This is a genomic window from Mycolicibacterium cosmeticum, assembly GCF_000613185.1.
In the GTDB taxonomy this organism is placed as follows: domain Bacteria; phylum Actinomycetota; class Actinomycetes; order Mycobacteriales; family Mycobacteriaceae; genus Mycobacterium; species Mycobacterium cosmeticum.
This window is the reverse complement of record NZ_CCBB010000003.1, coordinates 966,619-986,577: the sequence shown is the minus strand read 5'-3', so window position 1 is coordinate 986,577 and position 19,959 is coordinate 966,619. Positions and strand designations below refer to the sequence as shown.

The window sequence follows — 19,959 nt, the reverse complement described above, 5'->3', positions numbered from 1 at the left end:
GCGGTACAACCACATTCGGGTTAATGTTGACGTCAGTCAATGTTGACTCGATCAATACGAAGGAACGCCGCCATGGCAGCACACCGGCGACATACGCGGCGCTGGCCTGCCGCGATCGACCACGACGGGCACGATTACCTGAGCACCGCACAGGTGGCCAAGGTGCTCGGGATCAAGCGCGAGTCGGTGTATGCCTACGTCAGCCGCGGCCGCCTGCACAGCGTGCGCATCGCCGGGGTGCGCGGCAGCGTGTTCGCCGTCGACGAGGTCGAAGCGCTGGCCGGTGCCGGCGTGCGGGCCCGCCCACCGGCCGGGGTGGTGGAGCGGATACGCACCCAGCTCACCTCGCTCTCCGGCGACGAGCTGTGCTACCGCGGCGTCCCGGCCCGCGAACTGGTGAGCCGGGATTTCCTCGATGTGGCGCGGTTGTTGTGGGATCACGACGTACCCGCGCAACCTTCACCACTGGACGACGCCGCGACCACCCACCTGCGGTCGGCCCTGCCGCACACCGCCGGCCTGCTGGACGTGGTGCGCATCGCGGTGGACCTCGCCGGCGCGTCGGACCCGCTGCGCTATCAGCGCACCGGAACGGTGGTCGCCACCAAAGGGCTGCAGATCCTGGAAGCCGTATCGTCGGCACTGCCCACCGTGCGCGGCGACGTCACCACCGGGTCGTACGCAAAACGACTGTGGCCCAAACTCTCACCGCTGTCTCCCACCCCCGCCCGGGTGGGCGTGCTCAACGCCGCCCTGGTGCTGCTTGCCGACCACGACCTGGCGGCCAGTACCGTCGCCGCGCGGGTCGCCGCCAGCGCAAGGGCGGGCGTGTATTCGGTTGTCGCCGCGGGGCTGGCCGCGCTCGACGGTCCCATGCACGGCGGTGCGGCCACCGCCGCCTACCGTTATCTGCATGCCGCCCTCGCCGATCCGGTGGCCGCGGTGGCCGCGAGCCTGCGCGCCGGGGAGCGCATTCCGGGTACCGGACACCGCATCTACCGCGAACACGATCCGCGCGCACTGGCGCTGCTGGACCTGCTGGCGCGCGCCGGTGGCGGCACCCGCGTTCGCGCCGCCGTGGAAACCATCGCTTCGGCAAGCGATTTCGTCAACTCCGATCTGGCACTGGCCGCGATGGCGCTCCAGTTCCGGATGCCCGCCGACGCGCCGGAAGCCGTCTTCGGCATCGCCAGGATCGTCGGTTGGGTGGCGCACGCGCTGGAAGAGTACAACGAATCGATGCTGCGTTTCCGCCCCGAGGGGGTGTACGTGGGTAAACGCTCGAACTAGAGCGCGCCCGGCACGTCGCGCACTGCGTCCCGCACCGCGGCCCGTACCTCGTCGATGGCGGCGTCCAGCTCGGCCGGCGCCACCGTCAGCGCCGGCCGGAACCGCACCGAATCCACCCCACTGGGCAGCATGATGACACCCCGGTCCCACAGCGTGCGGACCACGTCGTCACGCAGCGCCGTCGTGGGCATGCTGAACGCACACATCAGGCCCCGGCCCCGCGGATCGAGCACCACATCCGGGAATTCGGTTGCCAATGCCCGCAATCGGTCCAGCAGGTACTCCCCGAGCACGCGGGCGTTGTCGATCAGGCCGTCGGCCTCGATCACCTCGAGGATGCGCCGGGCCCGCACCATGTCGGTGAGGTTGCCGCCCCAGGTGGAGTTGATCCGCGAGCTGACGGCGAACACGTTGTCCGGCACCTCGGCCACCCGGCCGCCGGCCATCACGCCGCACACCTGGGTCTTCTTGCCGAACGCCACCACGTCGGGACGCACCCCCAACTGCTGGTAAGCCCACGCGGTCCCGGTCATCCCGCAGCCGGTCTGCACCTCGTCGAAGATCAGCAACGCGTCGAACTCGTCGCACAGATCCCGCATCGCCGCGAAGAACTCGGGACGCATGTGCCGGTCGCCGCCCTCACCCTGGATCGGCTCGGCGATGAAACAGGCGATGTCGTGCGGGTAGCGCTCGAACGCGGCGCGCGCCTGCCGCAGCGATTCCGCTTCCAGCGCAACCGGATCGGCGCCCGGGCGCACATACGGTGCATCGATCCGCGGCCAGTCGAACTTCGGGAACCGGGCCACCTTGTTGGGATCCGTATTGGTCAGCGACATGGTGTATCCGCTGCGGCCGTGGAAGGCGCCGCGCAGGTGCAGCACGCGGGTGCCCGGCGCGCTTCGCCCCAGCGCCTCGTTGTGCCGGCTCTTCCAGTCGAACGCCACCTTCAGCGCGTTCTCCACCGCCAGCGCTCCCCCGTCGATGAAGAACAGGTGCGGCAGCGCGGGGTCACCGAGCACCCGCGCGAAGGTGTCGACGAACCGGGCCATGGGCACGCTGTAGATGTCGGAGTTGCTCGGCTTGTTCACCGCGACGGTGCCCAGTTCGGCGCGGGCCTCCGGGCTGGTCAGCGCGGGATGGTTCATGCCGAGCGCGGACGACGCGAAGAACGTGAACATGTCCAGGTATCGCGCACCGCTGCGGGCGTCGACCAGGTAGGAACCACGGGACCGCTCGGTGTCGAGGACGAAGTCGAAACCGTCGGCCAAGATGCTGCGACTCAGCACGGCGGGTACCTCGGCGGCAGGCACGGTCACGTCACGGTCGGGCAGGACAGCAGTCATGACCGCGATACTAACGCAATATTTACGGTTTGACGTATCGACAACAGGAATATCTACGGTAAATATTCGCGGCCTTCGTAAAAAGTCTGTAAGATGACCGTGCTGCGTGTGCGTACGTTGGCGGCTGTCCGGATCTGTTGCAGCAGGTCCTCCAGACCCCGCGGCGATCCCACCCGCACGAGCAGGATGTAGCTCTCCTCGCCCGCGACCGAGTGGCACGACACCACCTCGGGTATGTGCTCCAGGCGGGCGGGCGCATCATCGGGTTGAGACGGATCGAGAGGGGTGATGGCGACGAACGCCGACAGCATGTTGCCGACCGCTTCGGGGTCGATGCGCGCCGCGTACCCGGTGACCACACCGCGCGATTCCAGCCGTCGCACCCGGGCCTGCACCGCGGACACCGACAAGCCCGCCGTCGCCGCCAGGTGCGCCAGGGTGGCCCGGCCGTCGACGAGGAGTTCGCGCACCAGCGCCCGGTCGATATCGTCGAGATGGTCGGCATCGGACATGGCCGGACTGTATCGCAGGGGCACACGCCGATGATCCGTCCTGCCCAGCTGCGCGCCGCTTTTGCCGCGGCACTGTCGGCCATGTACGGCACCGAGGTGCCCGCCTACACCACCCTTGTGCAGGTCAGCACCGAAGTGAACCGGGACTGCGCCGGCGATGCCGGCAGCAACCGGCTCGGTTCGCTGCAGCGCGTCACCGCCGAGCGGCACGGCGCCATCCGGGTCGGCAATGCCGCCGAGATGGCCGATGTCGCGGACCTTTTCGCCGCCTTCGGGATGTACCCGGTCGGCTTCTACGATCTGCGCGACGCCGCCTCCCCGGTGCCGGTGGTCTCCACCGCGTTCCGGCCCATCGAGGCACAAGAGTTGGAGCTCAACCCGTTCCGGGTGTTCACCTCGATGCTGGCCACCGCGGACGCCCGGTTCTTCGACGCCGATCTGCGGGCCAGGGTGGACCGGTTCGTCGCGCAGCGGCAGCTGTTCGACCCCGCGCTGATCGCCGACGCCCGCCGCATCGCCGACGCCGGTGGGGCGCGCGCGGACGAGGCGGACGATTTCGTGGCCCGCGCCACCGCCGCCTTCGCACTGTCCCGGACGCCCATCGACAAGGCCTGGTACGACGAGTTGAGCGCGGTGTCGGCGGTGGCCGCCGACATCGCCGGTGTCGACACCACCCACATCAATCACCTGACACCGCGAGTGCTGGACATCGACGAGCTCTACCGGCGGATGACGGCACGCGGGATCACGATGATCGACGCCATCCAGGGACCGCCGCGCACCGACGGTCCCGCGGTGTTGCTGCGGCAGACGTCTTTTCGGGCGCTGGCCGAGCCGCGCCGGTTCCGCGGCGCCGACGGTGCCGAGTTCGACGGCGCGCTGCGGGTCCGCTTCGGCGAGGTCGAGGCCCGCGGGGTGGCGCTCACCCCGCTCGGCCGGCAGCGCTACGACGCCGCGATGGCCGACCCGGCGCGCTGGAGCGACCACTTCCCCGGCACCGACGCCGAGATGGCTGCCGCCGGCCTGGCCTACTACGTCGGCGGAGACCCGACCAGACCCGTTGTCTACGAAGATTTCCTCCCCGCATCGGCGGCCGGCATCTTCCGGTCCAACCTGGATCGCGACGCCAGCGTCGCCGATGCGTCCGACACGTCCCACTACAGCCTCGACTGGCTGGCCGGCGCGATCGGCCACCACATCCACGATCCTTACGATCTCTACCAGAAGGCGGCATCATGACCACCATGCAATCCACCCTGCCCACCGCCGGGGAGCTGCGTGACCGGGTGCGCCTGGCACTGCAGGCGATCGGCGCCGACCTCACCGAGGCACACGCCGGCCTGCCTGCCAGCACCCCGATCACCGGGGACGTGTTGTTCACCGTCGCCGAGACCTCGGCCGCCGACGCCGAAGCCGCCATCGCCGAAGCCGCGCAGGCCTTCACCGCCTGGCGCACCACCCCGGCCCCGGTGCGCGGCCAGGTGGTGGCGCGGCTCGGCGAACTGCTCGTCGAGCACAAGGCCGATCTGGCCACGCTGGTCACCGTCGAGGCCGGCAAGATCACCTCCGAAGCCCTCGGCGAGGTGCAGGAGATGATCGACATCTGCCAGTTCGCCGTCGGGTTGTCCCGGCAGCTGTACGGCAAGACCATCGCCTCCGAACGTCCCGGGCACCGGCTGATGGAGACCTGGCATCCGCTCGGGGTGGTCGGCGTGATCACCGCCTTCAACTTCCCGGTGGCGGTGTGGGCGTGGAACACCGCCGTCGGCCTGGTGTGCGGCGACACCGTGGTGTGGAAACCGTCCGAGCTCACCCCGCTGACGGCGCTGGCGTGTCAGGCGCTGGTCGAGCGGGCCGCGGCCGAGGTCGGCGCGCCGCGGCAAATCTGCCGACTGATCCAGGGCGGCAGGGAGATCGGCGAGCTCCTGGTCGACGATCCGCGGGTCGCGCTGGTGAGCGCCACCGGGTCCGTGCGGATGGGTCGCGAGGTCGGCCCCCGGGTCGCACAGCGGTTCGGCAAGGTGCTGCTGGAACTCGGCGGCAACAACGCCGCGATCGTCACCCCGTCCGCCGATCTGGACCTGGCGTTGCGCGGCATCGTGTTCTCCGCTGCGGGCACCGCCGGGCAGCGCTGCACCACCCTGCGCCGGGTCATCGCGCACCGGTCGATCGCCGACGAGTTGGTCGACCGGATCACCGCGGCGTACCGCAGCCTGCCGGTGGGCAACCCGGCCGCCGACGGCACCCTGGTCGGCCCGCTGGTGCACGAGCGCGCCTACCGCGACATGGTGGGTGCGCTGGAGCAGGCGCGCGCCGACGGTGGCGAGGTGGTCGGCGGGGAGCGCGTCGATCTCGGGGAGAGTTCGTACTACGTGCGGCCCGCGGTGGTGCGGATGCCCGCCCAGACCGCGGTGGTGCACGACGAGACCTTCGCCCCCATCCTCTACGTGTTGACCTACGACACCCTCGACGAGGCGATCGAACTCAACAACGCCGTGCCGCAAGGTCTTTCTTCGGCGATCTTCACCACCGACATCCGCGAGGCGGAACGGTTCATGGCGGCCGACGGCTCGGACTGCGGGATCGCCAACGTCAACATCGGCACCTCGGGCGCCGAGATCGGCGGTGCGTTCGGCGGCGAGAAGCAGACCGGGGGTGGCCGCGAGTCGGGTTCGGATTCGTGGAAGGCCTATATGCGCCGGGCCACCAACACCGTCAACTACTCATCCGAGCTGCCGCTCGCTCAGGGTGTCCAATTCGGCTGAGTTGCGGTTTGTAAAATCCGCGATGTGAGCGAGCAGGTCGAACACAGAGAATTCCAGGCCGAGGCACGTCAGCTGCTGCAGTTGATGGTGCACTCCATCTACTCCAACAAGGACTCGTTCCTGCGGGAGCTGATCTCCAACGCCTCCGACGCGCTGGACAAGCTGCGACTGGCGGCCTACCAGGACAAGGATCTGGACGTCGACACGTCGGATCTGCACATCGATATCGATCCCGATGCCTCGACCCGGACGCTGACCATCCGCGACAACGGTATCGGCATGTCCCGGGACGAGGTGGTCGACCTGATCGGCACGCTGGCCAAGTCCGGCACCGGCGAGCTGCGCCGCAAGCTGAGCGAGGCCCAGCAGGCCGGTGAGGCGACCGACCTCATCGGCCAGTTCGGCATCGGGTTCTACTCGACATTCATGGTGGCCGACTCCGTGGTGCTGCTGACCAGGAAAGCCGGCGAAACCACCGCCACCCGTTGGGAGTCCAGCGGCGACGGCACCTACACCATCGCCACCGTCGACGACGCCCCGCAGGGCACGTCGGTGACCTTGCATCTCAAGCCGGAGGACGCCGACGACGAGTTGCACGACTACACCGCACCGTGGAAGATCCGGCAGCTGGTCAAGAAGTACTCCGACTTCATCTCCTGGCCGATCCGGATGGAGGTCGAGAAGACGGTCCCCGCCGCAGAGGACGCCGCCGAGGACGCCGCCGAACCGACCGTCACGGTCGAGACCGAGACCATCAACTCCCGCACCGCGCTGTGGGCCAGGCCCAAGAGCGAGGTTTCCGACGAGGAGTACCAGGAGTTCTACCGGCACATCGCACACGCCTGGGATGAGCCGCTCGATGTCATCACGATGAAGGCCGAGGGCACCTTCGAATACCAGGCGCTGCTGTTCATCCCCTCGCAAGCGCCGTTCGATCTGTTCAACCGTGACGGGCGTACCGGTGTACAGCTCTACGTCAAGCGCGTGTTCATCATGGGCGACTGTGACGAACTGATGCCCGAATACCTGAGGTTCGTCAAGGGTGTCGTGGACGCGCAGGACATGTCGCTCAACGTGTCCCGCGAGATCCTGCAGCAAGACCGCCAGATCAAGGTGATCCGGCGCAGCCTCACCAAGAAGGTGCTGGCGGCGATCAAGGACCTGCAGATCAACCGTCCCGACGACTACGCGACCTTCTGGACGCAGTTCGGCCGCGCCTTCAAGGAGGGCCTGCTCTCCGACGCCGACAACCGCGACACCGTGCTGGCGTTGTCGTCGTTCGCCTCGACGTTCTCCGAGGACGTTCCGACCACCCTGGCCGGCTACGTCGGGCGGATGAAGGAAGACCAGGAGCAGATCTTCTACGCGACCGGTGAATCCCGCCAATTGCTGGAGCGCTCACCGCATCTGGAGGCGTTCAAGGCCAAGGGCTACGAGGTGCTGTTGCTCACCGACCCGGTCGACGAGGTGTGGGTCGAGACGGTCCCCGAGTTCGAAGGCAAGAAGCTGCAGTCGGTGGCCAAGGGTGAAGTCGACCTGGGCGCCAAGGACGACTCGGCTTCGGACTCCGACCGGCCGGACTTCGCCGATCTGCTGGCGTGGCTACAACAGACGCTCGACGAGCACGTCAAGGAGGTGCGGCTGTCGACGCGGCTGACATCATCGCCGGCCTGCCTGATCACCGACACCTTCGGCATCACCCCGCAGTTGGCACGCATGTACCGCGCGTCGGGACAGGACGTGCCCGTCGGCAAGCGCATCCTGGAGCTCAACCCCGACCATCCACTGGTCACGGGAATGCGCCAGGCGCTCGCGGATTCCGCCGAAGGGCTCACCGATGCCGCCGAGTTGCTCTACGGCACCGCACTTCTCGCCGAGGGTGGTTCACTCGACGATCCGGCACGCTTTGCGAGCATCCTCGCCGACCGGTTGGCCAAGACTCTCTAGCCGACCATCTCGTCACTCGCCGCCGACGCGGGGTCACTGTGGAGTTGTCAAGGTGCGTCCGACGGTTATGCGGCGGCCGGCAGGTCGGTCATGGTCCGCCGTGCGTGTGAGCGCAGATGCGCCGGTTCGGGACCGGCCGCTTCACGGGGTGGGATGAACCAGGGGTGACGGTCCGAGCCCAGGTACACCTGCCAGTCGCTGTGGTGGATCACGGTGTGGTGCCGACGACAGAACAGCACGCCGTTGTCGAGGCTGGTGATCCCGCCGAGCGCCCACGGCGTGATGTGGTGGGCGTCGCACCACGACACCGGTCGTCCGCAGCCGGGGAACGCGCAACCACCATCGCGGACGGCCAGCCCTTTGCGAAGCGCGGGAGTGAACAGCCGCTCACTGCGCCCCACGTCCAGCGGCACACCGGCGCCGTCGACGGTCACCGACGTCCGGGTGCAGTCGCAGGAAATCAGCTCCGCGGTCACGGGGCTGACCGGGCCACCGAATCCGAGGTCGTCCACCCGGTCACCCCGCGATGTCGCCGGCTGCGAGGGGGCGGAACGGATCAGGGTGACGTGCGGCAGTACGCCACCGGACATCGGGCGCGCCGAGTGCGACAGGTAGGTGCGCAGCAGCTGCCCGAATGCGTCGGCGCGCCGCCTATCCACCGGGCGGGGATCCGGGGATCCGTCCGGCAGCGGCACCGGCCGGCACAGCGGATCCAGCGCGGCGCGCAGTTCCTCGCCCGTGAGGATGTCGAGGTCGAGTGTGGCGCTCAACCGGCCGTCGTCGTTGTGCGCCAACGTCATCTCGTTGAGGTCGGCGTTCTCAGCGACCGGTACCGTGCACTGCTCGGCGGGAAGTGCCGCGGCCCGATCGATGGCGATGGCACGGGCCTTCTTCGCCACGTCTGCGGGGGTGGCCTGAACCATCAGCTTCCGCACAACCCCCGCACGATCCTCCTCCGACAGCGGGGTCCGCTTGTCGATGTGGACGATCCCGCGCCCCACGGCGTCGGCGAACTCGATACCGATCCCGCCGAGGCGCTGGGCGGCGGTGAGTGCGGGCAGGGTGTGCGCCGCGCGCCCCACTCGGACCGCCCGAGCTGCCGCGGCGGGGGCCACGCCGAGGGCGGTCAGCAGATCAGTCGCCGAATGCAGGTGCCGTCGCGCCGGGATTCGGAGCCGCTCGGCCGCTGCGGTGGCGGACGAGATGACATGGTCGAGCAGGTTCCGGGCGGCGACCGCTGCCGCCAACACCGTCAGTAGTGACTTGTCATCAACCACCCGCCGGGGACGGTGCAATAGATGGAACAACGTGCGCTCAGCCTCGTCGTCCGGGGTGGGGGTCATCGCGAGATCGTTGATCAACGCATCCACAAAAGCGTCGACATCGGCAGCGTCCATGCCGGGAACCTTTCGAATACCTATAGACAAGGGGACATTTCAGGTATCAGCTAGGCACATTGGTTCGAACAATCCTCGAAAAGGACCGTCGTACCCTCGGCGACCGTCAGTCGCGGCAAAGCCCGTGAGTGGCGATCACGGGAGACCATGTTTCGAACGTATGTTCTACCGTACGCCTATCGGGGATCGGGCGCAAGGGCGCTGCCGCACGCCTGTCCGGCTCAGAACCGGGTGCACCTGAACACCCGTTCGTACGGTAGACAGATCCCATGCGGATCGAGGGCAGCGTGGCCGTCATCACCGGGGCGGGATCGGGTATCGGGCGGGCGCTGGCCCAGGCGTTCGCCGGGGCCGGGGCATCGGTGGTGGCCGGCGACCTCGACGGTGACGCCGCCGCGGCGACCGCCGACGGGATCGGCGACCGGGCCGTGGGCGTGCGCGGCGACGCCGCGTCGGTCGAGGGTGTCGCCACGCTGATCGACACCGCGCGCGCGTCCTTCGGGCCCGTCGACATCTACGTCGCCAACGCCGGTGTCATCGGCGCGCCCGGCCTGGGCAGCGAAAGCGACTGGGACCGCATCCTGGCGGTGAACCTGCGCGCGCACATCCGCGCCGCCGACGCCCTCGTCCCCGAGTGGGTGCAGCGCGGCAGCGGCCATTTCGTCAGCATCGCCTCGGCCGCCGGCCTGCTCACCCAGGTCGGTGCGGCCGGATACGCCGTGACCAAACACGCCGCCGTCGGCTTCGCCGAGTGGTTGGCGATCACCTACGGCGACAACGGGATCGGTGTCACCTGTGTGTGCCCGATGGGCGTCGCCACGCCGCTGCTCGAGGGCATCACCGACTCCGCCGATGCGGCCACCCGGGTCGCCGGTGCCGCGGTCACCACCGCAGGTGAGGTGCTGACCGCCGAGCAGGTGGCCGCCGCAACGCTGTCCGGGGTGCGCGACGACCGGTTCCTGGTGCTGCCGCACCCGGCGGTGCTGGACATGTACCGCGGCAAGGGCGCCGACTACGAGCGCTGGATCGCCGGGATGCGCCGGTATCAGCGCACGCTGGGTGGGTGACGCGGGCGCGCGTCACTGTTGGACACATGCCCATTACGATTCCCGCATGGGTGCCTCCCGGCGACGCCTGTCCCCCGACGACCGGCGGACCGAGCTGCTGGCCCTCGGCGCCGAGGTGTTCGGGCAGCGGCCCTACGACGAGGTCCGCATCGACGAGATCGCCGAACGGGCCGGGATCTCCCGCGCGCTGATGTACCACTATTTCCCGGACAAACGTGCCTTCTTCGCCGCGGTGGTCCGCAATGAAGGTGAGCGCCTGTTCGAGGCCACCAACAAGGCGCCCGAACCCGGGCAGAGCCTGTTCGACCAGCTGCGCGCCGGGGTGCTGGCCTACCTGCGTTACGACGAGGAGCATCCGCACGGCGCCTGGGCGGCCTATATGGGGATGGGCCGGGCCGACCCGGTGCTGCGCGGCATCGACGAACTGGACAACGACCGTCAGGCCGACCGCATCATCGCCGCCGTCACCGACGCGGGCGGCGATGCGCCCACCCCCGAACTGGCCCGCGATCTGCGGGTCACGGTGTACGGCTGGCTGGCATTCACCTTCGAGTTCTGCCGCCAGCGGGTGCTCGACCCGACGCTGGACGGCGAGTTCGTCGCCGACACCTGCGCGCACGCCCTGCTCGACGCCATCGGCCGGGTGCCCGGCATCCCCGCCGCGCTGGCCGTCGCCGTGGCACCCGACGCCCGCTGACGAGCGCATTCGATGCGAATCGCCGACTTGTCGGACCCACCCGGCACTATGGACGAATGGCCACACCCGATCCACTCGGCCGGTTCAGCGAGCTCACCCGGCAGTGGTTCACGGGCACCTTCCCCGCGCCCACCGCCGCGCAGGCGCAGGCCTGGTCGGCCATCGCCGACGGCAAGCACACCCTGGTCATCGCGCCCACCGGATCGGGTAAGACGCTGGCGGCGTTCCTGTGGGCCATCGACGGGCTGGCCCGCGGTGTGCCCGGTCACGGCACCAAGGTGCTCTACGTGTCACCGCTCAAGGCGCTGGCCGTCGACGTCGAGCGCAACCTGCGCACCCCGCTCACCGGGATCGCGCGGGTGGCCGAACGCCTCGGTCAGCCGGCCCCCGACATCACCGTCGGCGTGCGGTCCGGGGACACCACGCCCCAGCAGCGCCGCGCGCTGATCACCAAACCCCCCGACGTGCTGATCACCACCCCCGAGTCGCTGTTCTTGATGCTGACATCGTCGGCCCGCGACACGCTGGCCACCGTGCACACCGTGATCGTCGACGAGGTGCACGCCGTCGCCGGCACCAAACGCGGCGCGCACCTGGCACTTTCGCTGGAACGGCTGGACGCCCTGCTGGACACGCCCGCACAGCGCATCGGACTCTCGGCGACGGTACGCCCACCAGAGGAGGTGGCGCGGTTCTTGGCCGGGTGCGCCCCGGCCACCATCGTCGCGCCGCCCGCCGACAAGACCTTCGACCTCAAGGTCCAGGTACCGGTGCCTGATATGGCCAATCTGGCCGACAACTCGATCTGGCCGGATGTCGAGGAACGCATCGTCGACCTGATCGAGGCGCATCGATCCTCGATCGTGTTCGCCAACTCCCGGCGGCTGGCCGAGCGACTGACCTCACGGCTCAACGAGATTCACGCCGAGCGCAACGGCATCGAGCTACCCGAGGCCCACAATCCGAGGGTGGGCGGTGGGGCGCCCGCCCAGCTGATGGCCAGCGGCCAGAGCCACGGCGCGCCCAACCTGCTCGCCCGCGCGCACCACGGCTCGGTGAGCAAGGAACAGCGGGCCGCGGTGGAGGACGACCTCAAGAGCGGGCGCCTGCGGGCCGTCGTGGCCACCTCCAGCCTGGAGTTGGGTATCGACATGGGCGCGGTCGACCTGGTGATCCAGGTGTCGGCGCCGCCGTCGGTGGCCAGCGGGCTGCAGCGCATCGGACGGGCCGGCCACCAGGTCGGCGAGATCTCGCAGGGCGTGCTGTTCCCCAACCATCGCACCGACCTGATCGACTGCGCGGTCACGGTGCGCCGCATGCAGGCCGGCGAGATCGAAACCATGGCGGTGCCGGCCAATCCGCTCGACATCCTGGCCCAACACACGGTGGCCGCGGCCGCGCTGGAGCCGCTGGACGCCGACGCCTGGTTCGACACCGTCCGGCGCAGCGCGCCGTTCGCGACGCTGCCGCGCAGCGCGTTCGAGGCCACGCTGGACCTGCTGTCCGGCAAGTACCCGTCCACCGAATTCGCCGAGCTGCGCCCCCGCCTGGTGTACGACCGGGATCACGGCAGCCTCGCCGCGCGGCCCGGTGCGCAGCGACTGGCCGTCACCTCCGGTGGGTCGATACCCGACCGCGGCATGTTCACCGTTTACCTGGCCACCGAAAAGCCCTCTCGGGTGGGCGAACTCGACGAGGAAATGGTCTACGAGTCCCGTCCCGGTGATGTGATCTCGCTGGGCGCGACCAGCTGGCGGATCACCGAGATCACCCATGACCGGGTGATGGTGCTGCCCGCGCCCGGGCAACCCGCCCGGCTGCCGTTCTGGCGCGGTGACAGCGTGGGCCGCCCCGCCGAACTGGGTGCTGCGGTGGGCAGGTTCACCGGCGAGCTGGCCGCCCTGGGCCGCGACGACTTCGAGGTGCGCTGCCGGGAAACGGGTTTCGACGACTTCGCCACCGACAACCTGTGGCAGCTGCTCGACGAGCAGCGCCAGGCCACCGGCGTGGTGCCCACCGATGCCACCCTGGTGGTGGAGCGCTTCCACGACGAACTGGGTGACTGGCGGATCATCCTGCACTCCCCGTACGGGCTGCGGGTACACGGCCCCCTGGCGCTGGCGGTGTCGCGCCGGCTGCACGAGCGGTACGGGATCGACGAGAAACCCACCGCCTCCGACGACGGCATCATCGTGCGACTGCCCGACACCGACGAAAAGCCGCCGGGGCCGGACATTTTCGTGTTCGACGCCGACGAGATCGAGCCGATCGTCACCGCCGAGGTGGGCGGGTCGGCGCTGTTCGCGTCCCGCTTCCGCGAGTGCGCGGCGCGGGCGCTGCTGCTGCCGCGGCGCCATCCCGGCAAGCGTTCACCGCTGTGGCATCAACGCCAACGCGCCGCGCAACTGCTCGATATCGCGCGCAAGTACCCGGACTTCCCCATCGTGCTGGAGACGGTGCGGGAATGCCTGCAGGACGTCTATGACGTGCCGGCGTTGACCGATCTGATGAATCGGATCGCCCAACGCCGGGTGCGGTTGGTGGACGTGGAAACCACCACACCCTCACCGTTCGCCGCGTCGGTGCTGTTCGGTTACGTGGGTGCCTTCATGTACGAAGGCGACAGCCCGCTGGCCGAGCGCCGGGCCGCGGCCCTGTCCCTGGACAGCGTGCTGCTGGCCGAACTGCTGGGCCGGGTGGAACTGCGCGACCTGCTCGACCCCGAGGTGACCGCGGCCACCACCCGGCAGCTGCAGCACCTCGACCCCGACCGGCACGCCCGCGATGCCGAGGGCATCGCCGACCTGTTGCGCCTGCTCGGCCCGCTGACCGAGGAGGAGCTCAACGCCCGGTGCGCGGCCGACGACATCGGTGGCTGGCTGGAGGGGCTGCGCACCGCACGCCGGGCGCTGACGGTGTCGTTCGCCGGGAAGACCTGGTGGGCGTCCATCGAGGACATCGGGTTGTTGCGCGACGGGGTCGGGGTGGCGGTGCCGGTCGGGATCCCGTTGACGTTCCTGGAGAGCGCGGACGACCCGCTGGGTGAGCTGCTCGGCCGCTACGCCCGCACCCGCGGGCCGTTCAGCACCGACGAGGCGGCGGCCCGGTTCGGTCTGGGGTTGCGGGTCACCGCCGACGTGCTGGGCCGGTTGGCCGCCGACGGCAAGCTGGTGCGCGGCGAGTTCAGCGATGCCCCGTCGGCGGCGGTCTCCGCTACGCGGGAACAGTGGTGTGACGCAACGGTTCTGAAGATCCTGCGGCGTCGCTCGCTGGCCGCGCTGCGGGCCGCGGTGGAACCGGTCAGCCCGGCGGCCTACGGCCGTTTCCTGCCCGCCTGGCAGCATGTCGGGGGCGAGCGAAGCGACGGGAATCGGCGCGGGGGCGCACACAACCGCGGCGTCGACGGGCTGGCCGCGGTCATCGACCAGCTGGCCGGGGTGGCGCTGCCCGCCTCGGCGGTCGAATCGCTGGTTCTGCCCCAGCGGGTGGCCGACTACCAGCCCGCCATGCTCGACGAATTGCTGGCCTCCGGTGAGGTCACCTGGTCCGGCGCCGGGCAGATCGGCGCCGCGGACGGGTGGGTGGCATTCCACCTCGCCGAGTCGGCGCCGCTGACGCTGGCCGCACCGGCCGAGATCGAGTTCACCGATGTGCATCGCGGCATCCTGGACACCCTGTCGGCAGGCGGCGCCTACTTCTTCCGGCAGTTGGCCGAGCCCGGCAAGGACGGCACCTTCACCGACGCGCTGTGGGAGCTGATCTGGGCCGGCTGGGTCACCGGCGACACCTTCGCCCCGGTGCGTGCGGTACTGCACGGGTCACGGCGGGCTCCCGCGCACCGGCAACGCAGGAGCCCGCCCCGGCTGAGCCGCTACCGCGTCGCGCACCCCACGCCCCGCGCCGATCCGAAGGTGTCCGGCCGCTGGTCGGCCCTGCCGGCACCGGAGCTGGATTCCACCGTGCGCAGCCACTTCCAGGCCGAGTTGCTGCTCAACCGGCACGGCGTGCTGACCCGCGGCGCCACCGAGGGCTTCCCCGGCGGATTCGCCATGCTGTACAAGGTGCTCACCGCCTTCGAGGACGCGGGGCGGTGCCAGCGCGGCTATTTCATCGAGTCGCTGGGTGGCGCGCAGTTCGCCGCCGCCTCGACCGTGGACCGGCTGCGCAGTTATCTGGACGAGGTGGACCCGGAGCGGCCCGAGTGGCACCCCGTCGTGCTGGCGGCGACGGACCCGGCCAACCCCTACGGCGCCGCGCTGCCGTGGCCGGCGTGCGGCGATTTCCGCCCGGGCCGCAAGGCCGGTGCGCTGGTGGTGCTGGTGGACGGCCGGCTGGTGTGGTTCCTGGAGCGCGGCGGGCGCTCGCTGCTGAACTTCGGCGCCGAACCGGGCGCGCAGCAGGCGGCGGCCGGTGCGCTGGCCGGGCTGGTGCACGAACACCGCGTGCCGTCGTTGGTGGTGGAGCGGATCAACGGGGTGTCGGTGCTCGACCCGGCGGCCGACGAGGCTCGCGAGGCTGCGCAGGAGGCGCTGACCGAGGCCGGTTTCGCCAGGACGCCGCGCGGCCTGCGGTTGCGCTGACTCGCCCGCAATGTCAAATTTGACAAAACTTGGCGCCGCGCGCGGCATACTGACGGCATGGTCTCGCTCGCCGTTCACCTGATCCTCGGATTCGCCGTCATCGCGTGGATCGTCAGCGCCAACCGCGACATCTTCGCGCGCCCGGCCGTTGGGCCGCAGGTATCGGTGCTGGAGGCGACGTTCTACGTCGTCGGCATCGCCGCCACCGTCCTGGGTTACTACTTCAACGCCCGCTTCGTCGCCGAGTACGCCACCCCGTCGAGCAACCCGATCTGGGGCCCGGGCAGCTGGCAACAGTTCATCGCGCTCGGCTACACCAACCCCGCGGCGAGCTCGGCCAGCCAGGACTACACCATCATCAACGTCATCCTGCTGCCGCTGTTCACCATCGTCGACGGATACCGGCGCGGGATCAGGCGGCCCTGGCTGTTCTTCGTCTCCAGCCTGTTCACCAGTTGCGCGTTCGCCTACGCGTTCTACTTCGCCGTGCTGGACCGTCAACACCGCCATCAGAAGGCCCGCACCGAGGTTGCGGTGTAATGGGGGTATGCCCGAAGGTGACACCGTCTTTCACACCGCTGCCCTGCTGAGGCAGGCACTCGCGGGAAAGACGTTGACGCGCTGCGATATCCGGGTGCCAAGGTACGCCACGGTGGACCTGTCCGGCCGGGTGGTCGACGAGGTGCTCAGCCGCGGCAAGCACCTGTTCATCCGGGTCGGTGATGCCAGCATCCACTCGCACCTGAAGATGGAGGGCAGCTGGCGCATCGGCCCCGCCGGGGTGGCACCGCACCGCATCCGCGCCATCCTCGGCACCGCAGACACTCGGGCCAGCGGGATCGATCTGGGCATCCTGGCGGTCCTGGAGCGTGCCCACGATCAGGAGGTGGTCGCCCACCTCGGCCCGGACCTGCTCGGCCCGGACTGGGATCCGCGGCTGGCCGCGGCCAACCTGGCCGCCGATCCCGGCCGGCCGCTGGCACCGGCCCTGCTGGACCAGCGGGTGATGGCCGGGGTGGGCAATGTGTACGCCAACGAGCTGTGCTTCGTCTTCGGCCGCAGGCCCACCGCCCGGGTGGACAGCGTCGAAGACCCCCTGCGGTTGGTGCAGCGCGCCCGGGACATGTTGTGGCTCAACCGGTCCCGCTGGAACCGCTGCACCACCGGCGACACCCGACGCGGCCGGCAGCTGTGGGTGTACGGCCGGGCCGGCGAACCGTGTCGCCGCTGCGGTACCACCATCGAGGTGGACGACAGCGGCGACCGGATCAGCTACTGGTGCCCGAATTGCCAAGTTGCGTAATCACGTCCAGGGCAGGGCCAGCCGGCAGATCTTCTTGACCACCGAGAAGAACTGGGTGTGCAGCGGTCCGCTGTTGTACGGCAGGCCGTAGCGCCCACAGATCTCCTTGACCTCGCCGGAGATCTCGGCGTACCGGTGCGCGGGGATGTCCGGGAACAGGTGGTGTTCGATCTGGAACGACAGGTTGCCGCTGAAGATGTGGAACCACTTGCCACCACTCAGGTTCGCCGAGCCCAGCAGCTGGCGGTAGTACCACTGGCCGCGGCTCTCGTCGCGGGTCTCTTCCACGGTGAACTCGTGGGTGCCCTCGGGGAAGTGCCCGCAGAAGATGATGGTGTAGGACCACACGTTGCGCATCAGGTTGGCGGTCATGTTGCCCGCGAACACAAACGGCGCGAACGGGCCGGCCAGCAGCGGGAAGGCGACGTAGTCCTTGATGGTCTGCTTCTTGACCTTGGCCCACATCTCGGTGAGCATGTCCTTCTTGTCCCGCAGCTTGATCTCGCCGGCGCGGATGCGCTCGGTCTCCAGCTCGTGCAGCGCGACACCGTACTGGAAGAACACCATCAGCAGGAACGCGTAGAGCGGGTTGCCCAGGTAATACGGATGCCACCGCTGGTCTTTGCTCATCCGCAGCACGCCGTAGCCGATGTCGCGGTCCAGGTCGACGATGTTGGTGTAGGTGTGGTGCATGTAGTTGTGCGAGTGCCGCCACTGATTGGACGGGCAGGCCGAGTCCCACTCGAAGTTCTGGCCGCGCAACGCCGGATCGCCCATCCAGTCATACTGGCCGTGCATGACGTTGTGCCCGATCTCCATGTTGTCCAGGATCTTCGACAGGCCCAGCAGCACGGTTCCGATCGGCCAGGCCGGCGGCAGGAAGAGCAGGGCGCGCCCACCGACCTCCAGGCTGCGCTGCCATTTGATGATCGTGCGGATGTAGGCGGCGTCGCGTTCGCCGAGATCGGCGAGCTGGCGCTCGCGGATGGCGTCCAGTTCGGCGCCGAACGCCTCGAACTGTTCGGGGGTGAGGGTGTATTTCGCCGAGGTCGCGGCGGTGGGCGCCGGGGCCGGCGTGGTGGAGGTACGGGGCAATTCGAGTGTGGTCATGACTTGCCTTTCGGGTCCGGGGTCAACAGGTTCTCTACAGGTCGATCGCGACATCACCGACGGGTGCGGTGATGCAGATCCGGATGTCTTCGCAGGCGTCGGTGGACACCGCACCGTTGAGCAGATTGCGCACCGCGCCTTGAGTTTTGGTTCTGGTGCAGCTGAAGCAGATGCCCATCCGGCAGCCGCTCTCGGGATTCAGCCCGGCCGCCTCGGCCTGTTCCAGCAGCGTCTTCCCGCTGTCGACCACCTCGACACCACTGCCGGTGAAGGTGACCGTGCCGCCGCCGGCGGCATCCGGGGCGGCGAAGACGGGCGGAACGAAGCTCTCCGACCGCGCGTCCGGGCGCAGCGTCTGCACCGCGTCGACAAGCGCGGGCGGGCCGCACACGAACACGGCATCGGGGTCGGCCATGGCGGCCGACAGATGATGCGGGGCGAAGTACCCGTCCAGGTCGGCACCGCGATCGTCGCGGGTGTAGCCGTGCAGCACCTTCACCCCGGGCAGCGTGTCGAGTTCGTCGCGGTAGCAGGCCTCCGCGGCCGACCGGGCGTAGTGCACGAACGCGATCTCCCCGGTGAATCCTTCGGCGAGCAGCGTCCGCTGCATCGACATCACCGGGGTGATCCCGCTGCCGCCGGAGACGAACAGGATGCGCCGGGGCCGCACGGCGGGCATGACGAAGTCGCCGCCGACGGAGTCCAGACCCACGGTCATGCCGGGCTTGGCGTTCGCGTAGAGGTAGGTCGAGACGAGGCCGCCGTCGTGCAGACCGACGGTCAGCTCGATCAGCCGGCTGCCTTCGGCGCTGGCCGGCGAGTACGGCCGGGTGCGCCGGCGGCCGTCGATCTCGACGGACAGGTTGATGTGCTGGCCGGCACGGAAACCGGTGAAGGCGGCGTTGGGTTCCAGCGTCAGGGTGACGCTGCGGGCGCTCTGGCGGCGGACGGCCACCACCTTGGCGCGGGCGCTGCCCTTGATCCAGACCGGATCGACGATCTCGGTGTAGCGGTCGACGCCGTGTGGTCCGGTGAGCAGATCCAGCAGCGGCGACCGGAGCACCCGGTCGCGCAGCTTGTGCGTCAATGTTTCAGTGAACATATGTACACTGTGGGTCGATCAGAAGCGCACGGTCAAGCAAAACTAGCAGGTTGTGATGGGCATAACATAGTGAACACTCGTACTCTGAATTCACAAACACTTGACATCGGAACGCCGGCCGAATCGGAGGGGTATCCGGTTGTACGCTCGGTGGTTGTGGATGCTGAGGCTCCGAAGTCCCGCACTGGGCGGTCCGCGCGCTCGAGTCGGTCGCGGTCGCGAGACACCCTGTCCCGAGAGGAACGCAAAGAGGTCACGCGCCGGGCGATCGTCGCCGCCGCACTGGAACTGCTCGAGGAGGGCAGCTTCACCGGATTGAGCCTGCGCGAGGTGACCCGCAAGGCGGGCATCGTGCCGGCCGCCTTCTACCGGCATTTCGATTCGATGGAATCGCTCGGCCTGGTGCTCATCGACGAATCGTTCCGGTCGCTGCGCGATATGCTGCGCGGCGCGCGGGCCGGGAAGCTCGACCCGAACCACGTCATCGATTCCTCCGCCGAGATCCTCATCGCGAGCATCAGCGAGCGCCGCGAGCACTGGCGCTTCATCACCCGCGAACGGGCCAGCGGCGTGGCCGTGCTGCGCTACGCCATTCGCACCGAAATCCGGCTGCTCACTTCCGAACTCGCCATCGACCTGGCCCGGTTCCCCGGCCTGAAGAACTGGAGCAGCGAGGATCTCAACATCCTGGCCAACCTGTTCGTCAACGCCATGATCTCGATCGCCGAGACCACCGAGGACGCCGCCGACCCCGCCGCACTGGAGGAGATCAAGCGCATCGCCGTCAAACAGATGCGGATGATCGCCGTCGGGGTGCGGGGCTGGCGCAGCGCGGACTGACGCCGG

15 protein-coding genes are annotated in these 19,959 nt (G+C 69.1%); 10 read left to right on the top strand and 5 right to left on the bottom strand.

All coding sequences use genetic code 11. The annotated features are described in order from the left end of the window. Positions 1–72 precede the first annotated feature (72 nt). On the top strand, positions 73–1,290 hold the full coding sequence (locus tag BN977_RS23870; RefSeq protein ID WP_036402036.1) for a citrate synthase: 1,218 nt from the start codon (positions 73–75) through the stop codon (positions 1,288–1,290). Here the strand turns inward: BN977_RS23870 and lat are convergent. Both lat and BN977_RS23860 read right to left on the bottom strand, forming a co-directional pair. After that, positions 1,287–2,633 (bottom strand): L-lysine 6-transaminase, encoded by a 1,347-nt coding sequence (gene lat, locus BN977_RS23865; protein WP_036402034.1) that lies wholly within the window; start codon positions 2,631–2,633, stop codon positions 1,287–1,289. The genes BN977_RS23870 and lat overlap by 4 nt on opposite strands. A 53-nt stretch (positions 2,634–2,686) precedes the next feature. Next, entirely contained in the window at positions 2,687–3,145 is a 459-nt protein-coding gene (locus BN977_RS23860; protein ID WP_024454708.1) for an Lrp/AsnC family transcriptional regulator, read from the bottom strand. Between the two features lie 30 nt (positions 3,146–3,175). Between BN977_RS23860 and hglS the strand changes: the two genes are divergently transcribed. From hglS to htpG, 3 genes are read left to right on the top strand one after another with little or no spacing between them, the layout of a single operon-like run. Next, on the top strand, positions 3,176–4,384 hold the full coding sequence (hglS, locus tag BN977_RS23855; protein WP_036402032.1) for a 2-oxoadipate dioxygenase/decarboxylase: 1,209 nt from the start codon (positions 3,176–3,178) through the stop codon (positions 4,382–4,384). Next, positions 4,381–5,910 (top strand): L-piperidine-6-carboxylate dehydrogenase, encoded by a 1,530-nt coding sequence (amaB, locus tag BN977_RS23850; protein WP_036402029.1) that lies wholly within the window; start codon positions 4,381–4,383, stop codon positions 5,908–5,910. Before hglS ends, amaB begins: the two co-directional genes overlap by 4 nt. A gap of 24 nt (positions 5,911–5,934) precedes the next feature. Beyond that, entirely contained in the window at positions 5,935–7,857 is a 1,923-nt protein-coding gene (htpG, locus tag BN977_RS23845; RefSeq protein ID WP_036402026.1) for a molecular chaperone HtpG, read from the top strand. Between the two features lie 65 nt (positions 7,858–7,922). On the opposite strand, the gene BN977_RS23840 is transcribed toward htpG, so the two are convergent. Beyond that, positions 7,923–9,254, bottom strand: coding sequence for an HNH endonuclease signature motif containing protein (locus tag BN977_RS23840; RefSeq protein WP_036402023.1), 1,332 nt, complete (start codon positions 9,252–9,254; stop codon positions 7,923–7,925). Positions 9,255–9,523: 269 nt separating this feature from the next. Between BN977_RS23840 and BN977_RS23835 the strand changes: the two genes are divergently transcribed. From BN977_RS23835 to nei2, 5 genes are read left to right on the top strand one after another with little or no spacing between them, the layout of a single operon-like run. Continuing rightward, entirely contained in the window at positions 9,524–10,321 is a 798-nt protein-coding gene (locus BN977_RS23835; RefSeq protein WP_036402020.1) for an SDR family oxidoreductase, read from the top strand. Positions 10,322–10,367: 46 nt separating this feature from the next. Then, positions 10,368–11,018 carry a TetR/AcrR family transcriptional regulator gene (locus tag BN977_RS23830; RefSeq protein ID WP_024453787.1) on the top strand — a complete coding sequence of 217 codons (651 nt, stop codon included), beginning with the start codon at positions 10,368–10,370 and terminating at the stop codon, positions 11,016–11,018. 56 nt (positions 11,019–11,074) lie between these two features. Next, complete coding sequence (locus tag BN977_RS23825) at positions 11,075–15,598, top strand: ATP-dependent helicase (protein WP_036402017.1); 4,524 nt, start codon at positions 11,075–11,077, stop codon at positions 15,596–15,598. Positions 15,599–15,655: 57 nt separating this feature from the next. Next, positions 15,656–16,138: a DUF2834 domain-containing protein gene (locus BN977_RS23820; RefSeq protein WP_036402014.1), complete on the top strand. Its 483-nt coding sequence runs from the start codon at positions 15,656–15,658 to the stop codon at positions 16,136–16,138. Positions 16,139–16,145: 7 nt separating this feature from the next. Next, a complete protein-coding gene (nei2, locus tag BN977_RS23815) occupies positions 16,146–16,901 on the top strand; it encodes an endonuclease VIII Nei2 (RefSeq protein WP_036402012.1) in 756 nt (251 codons plus the stop codon). On the opposite strand, the gene BN977_RS23810 is transcribed toward nei2, so the two are convergent. Continuing rightward, on the bottom strand, positions 16,902–18,011 hold the full coding sequence (locus tag BN977_RS23810) for a fatty acid desaturase family protein (RefSeq protein WP_051561856.1): 1,110 nt from the start codon (positions 18,009–18,011) through the stop codon (positions 16,902–16,904). It abuts the gene before it with no gap. Between the two features lie 34 nt (positions 18,012–18,045). Then, complete coding sequence (locus tag BN977_RS23805; RefSeq protein ID WP_036402011.1) at positions 18,046–19,113, bottom strand: ferredoxin reductase; 1,068 nt, start codon at positions 19,111–19,113, stop codon at positions 18,046–18,048. Between the two features lie 156 nt (positions 19,114–19,269). Here BN977_RS23805 and BN977_RS23800 point away from each other — a divergent pair, with 156 nt between their 5' ends. Beyond that, entirely contained in the window at positions 19,270–19,953 is a 684-nt protein-coding gene (locus BN977_RS23800; RefSeq protein ID WP_036402009.1) for a TetR family transcriptional regulator, read from the top strand. Positions 19,954–19,959: the final 6 nt, after the last annotated feature.

What these genes read in the sequence shown, in the direction of transcription:
- BN977_RS23870 (WP_036402036.1), top strand. Translation starts at nt 73, where the DNA reads ATGGCAGCACACCGGCGACATACGCGGCGCTGGCCTGCCGCGATCGAC.
- lat (WP_036402034.1), bottom strand. Translation starts at nt 2,633, where the DNA reads ATGACTGCTGTCCTGCCCGACCGTGACGTGACCGTGCCTGCCGCCGAG.
- BN977_RS23860 (WP_024454708.1), bottom strand. Translation starts at nt 3,145, where the DNA reads ATGTCCGATGCCGACCATCTCGACGATATCGACCGGGCGCTGGTGCGC.
- hglS (WP_036402032.1), top strand. Translation starts at nt 3,176, where the DNA reads ATGATCCGTCCTGCCCAGCTGCGCGCCGCTTTTGCCGCGGCACTGTCG.
- amaB (WP_036402029.1), top strand. Translation starts at nt 4,381, where the DNA reads ATGACCACCATGCAATCCACCCTGCCCACCGCCGGGGAGCTGCGTGAC.
- BN977_RS23840 (WP_036402023.1), bottom strand. Translation starts at nt 9,254, where the DNA reads ATGGACGCTGCCGATGTCGACGCTTTTGTGGATGCGTTGATCAACGAT.
- BN977_RS23835 (WP_036402020.1), top strand. Translation starts at nt 9,524, where the DNA reads ATGCGGATCGAGGGCAGCGTGGCCGTCATCACCGGGGCGGGATCGGGT.
- BN977_RS23830 (WP_024453787.1), top strand. Translation starts at nt 10,368, where the DNA reads ATGGGTGCCTCCCGGCGACGCCTGTCCCCCGACGACCGGCGGACCGAG.
- BN977_RS23825 (WP_036402017.1), top strand. Translation starts at nt 11,075, where the DNA reads ATGGCCACACCCGATCCACTCGGCCGGTTCAGCGAGCTCACCCGGCAG.
- BN977_RS23820 (WP_036402014.1), top strand. Translation starts at nt 15,656, where the DNA reads ATGGTCTCGCTCGCCGTTCACCTGATCCTCGGATTCGCCGTCATCGCG.
- nei2 (WP_036402012.1), top strand. Translation starts at nt 16,146, where the DNA reads ATGCCCGAAGGTGACACCGTCTTTCACACCGCTGCCCTGCTGAGGCAG.
- BN977_RS23810 (WP_051561856.1), bottom strand. Translation starts at nt 18,011, where the DNA reads ATGACCACACTCGAATTGCCCCGTACCTCCACCACGCCGGCCCCGGCG.
- BN977_RS23805 (WP_036402011.1), bottom strand. Translation starts at nt 19,113, where the DNA reads ATGTTCACTGAAACATTGACGCACAAGCTGCGCGACCGGGTGCTCCGG.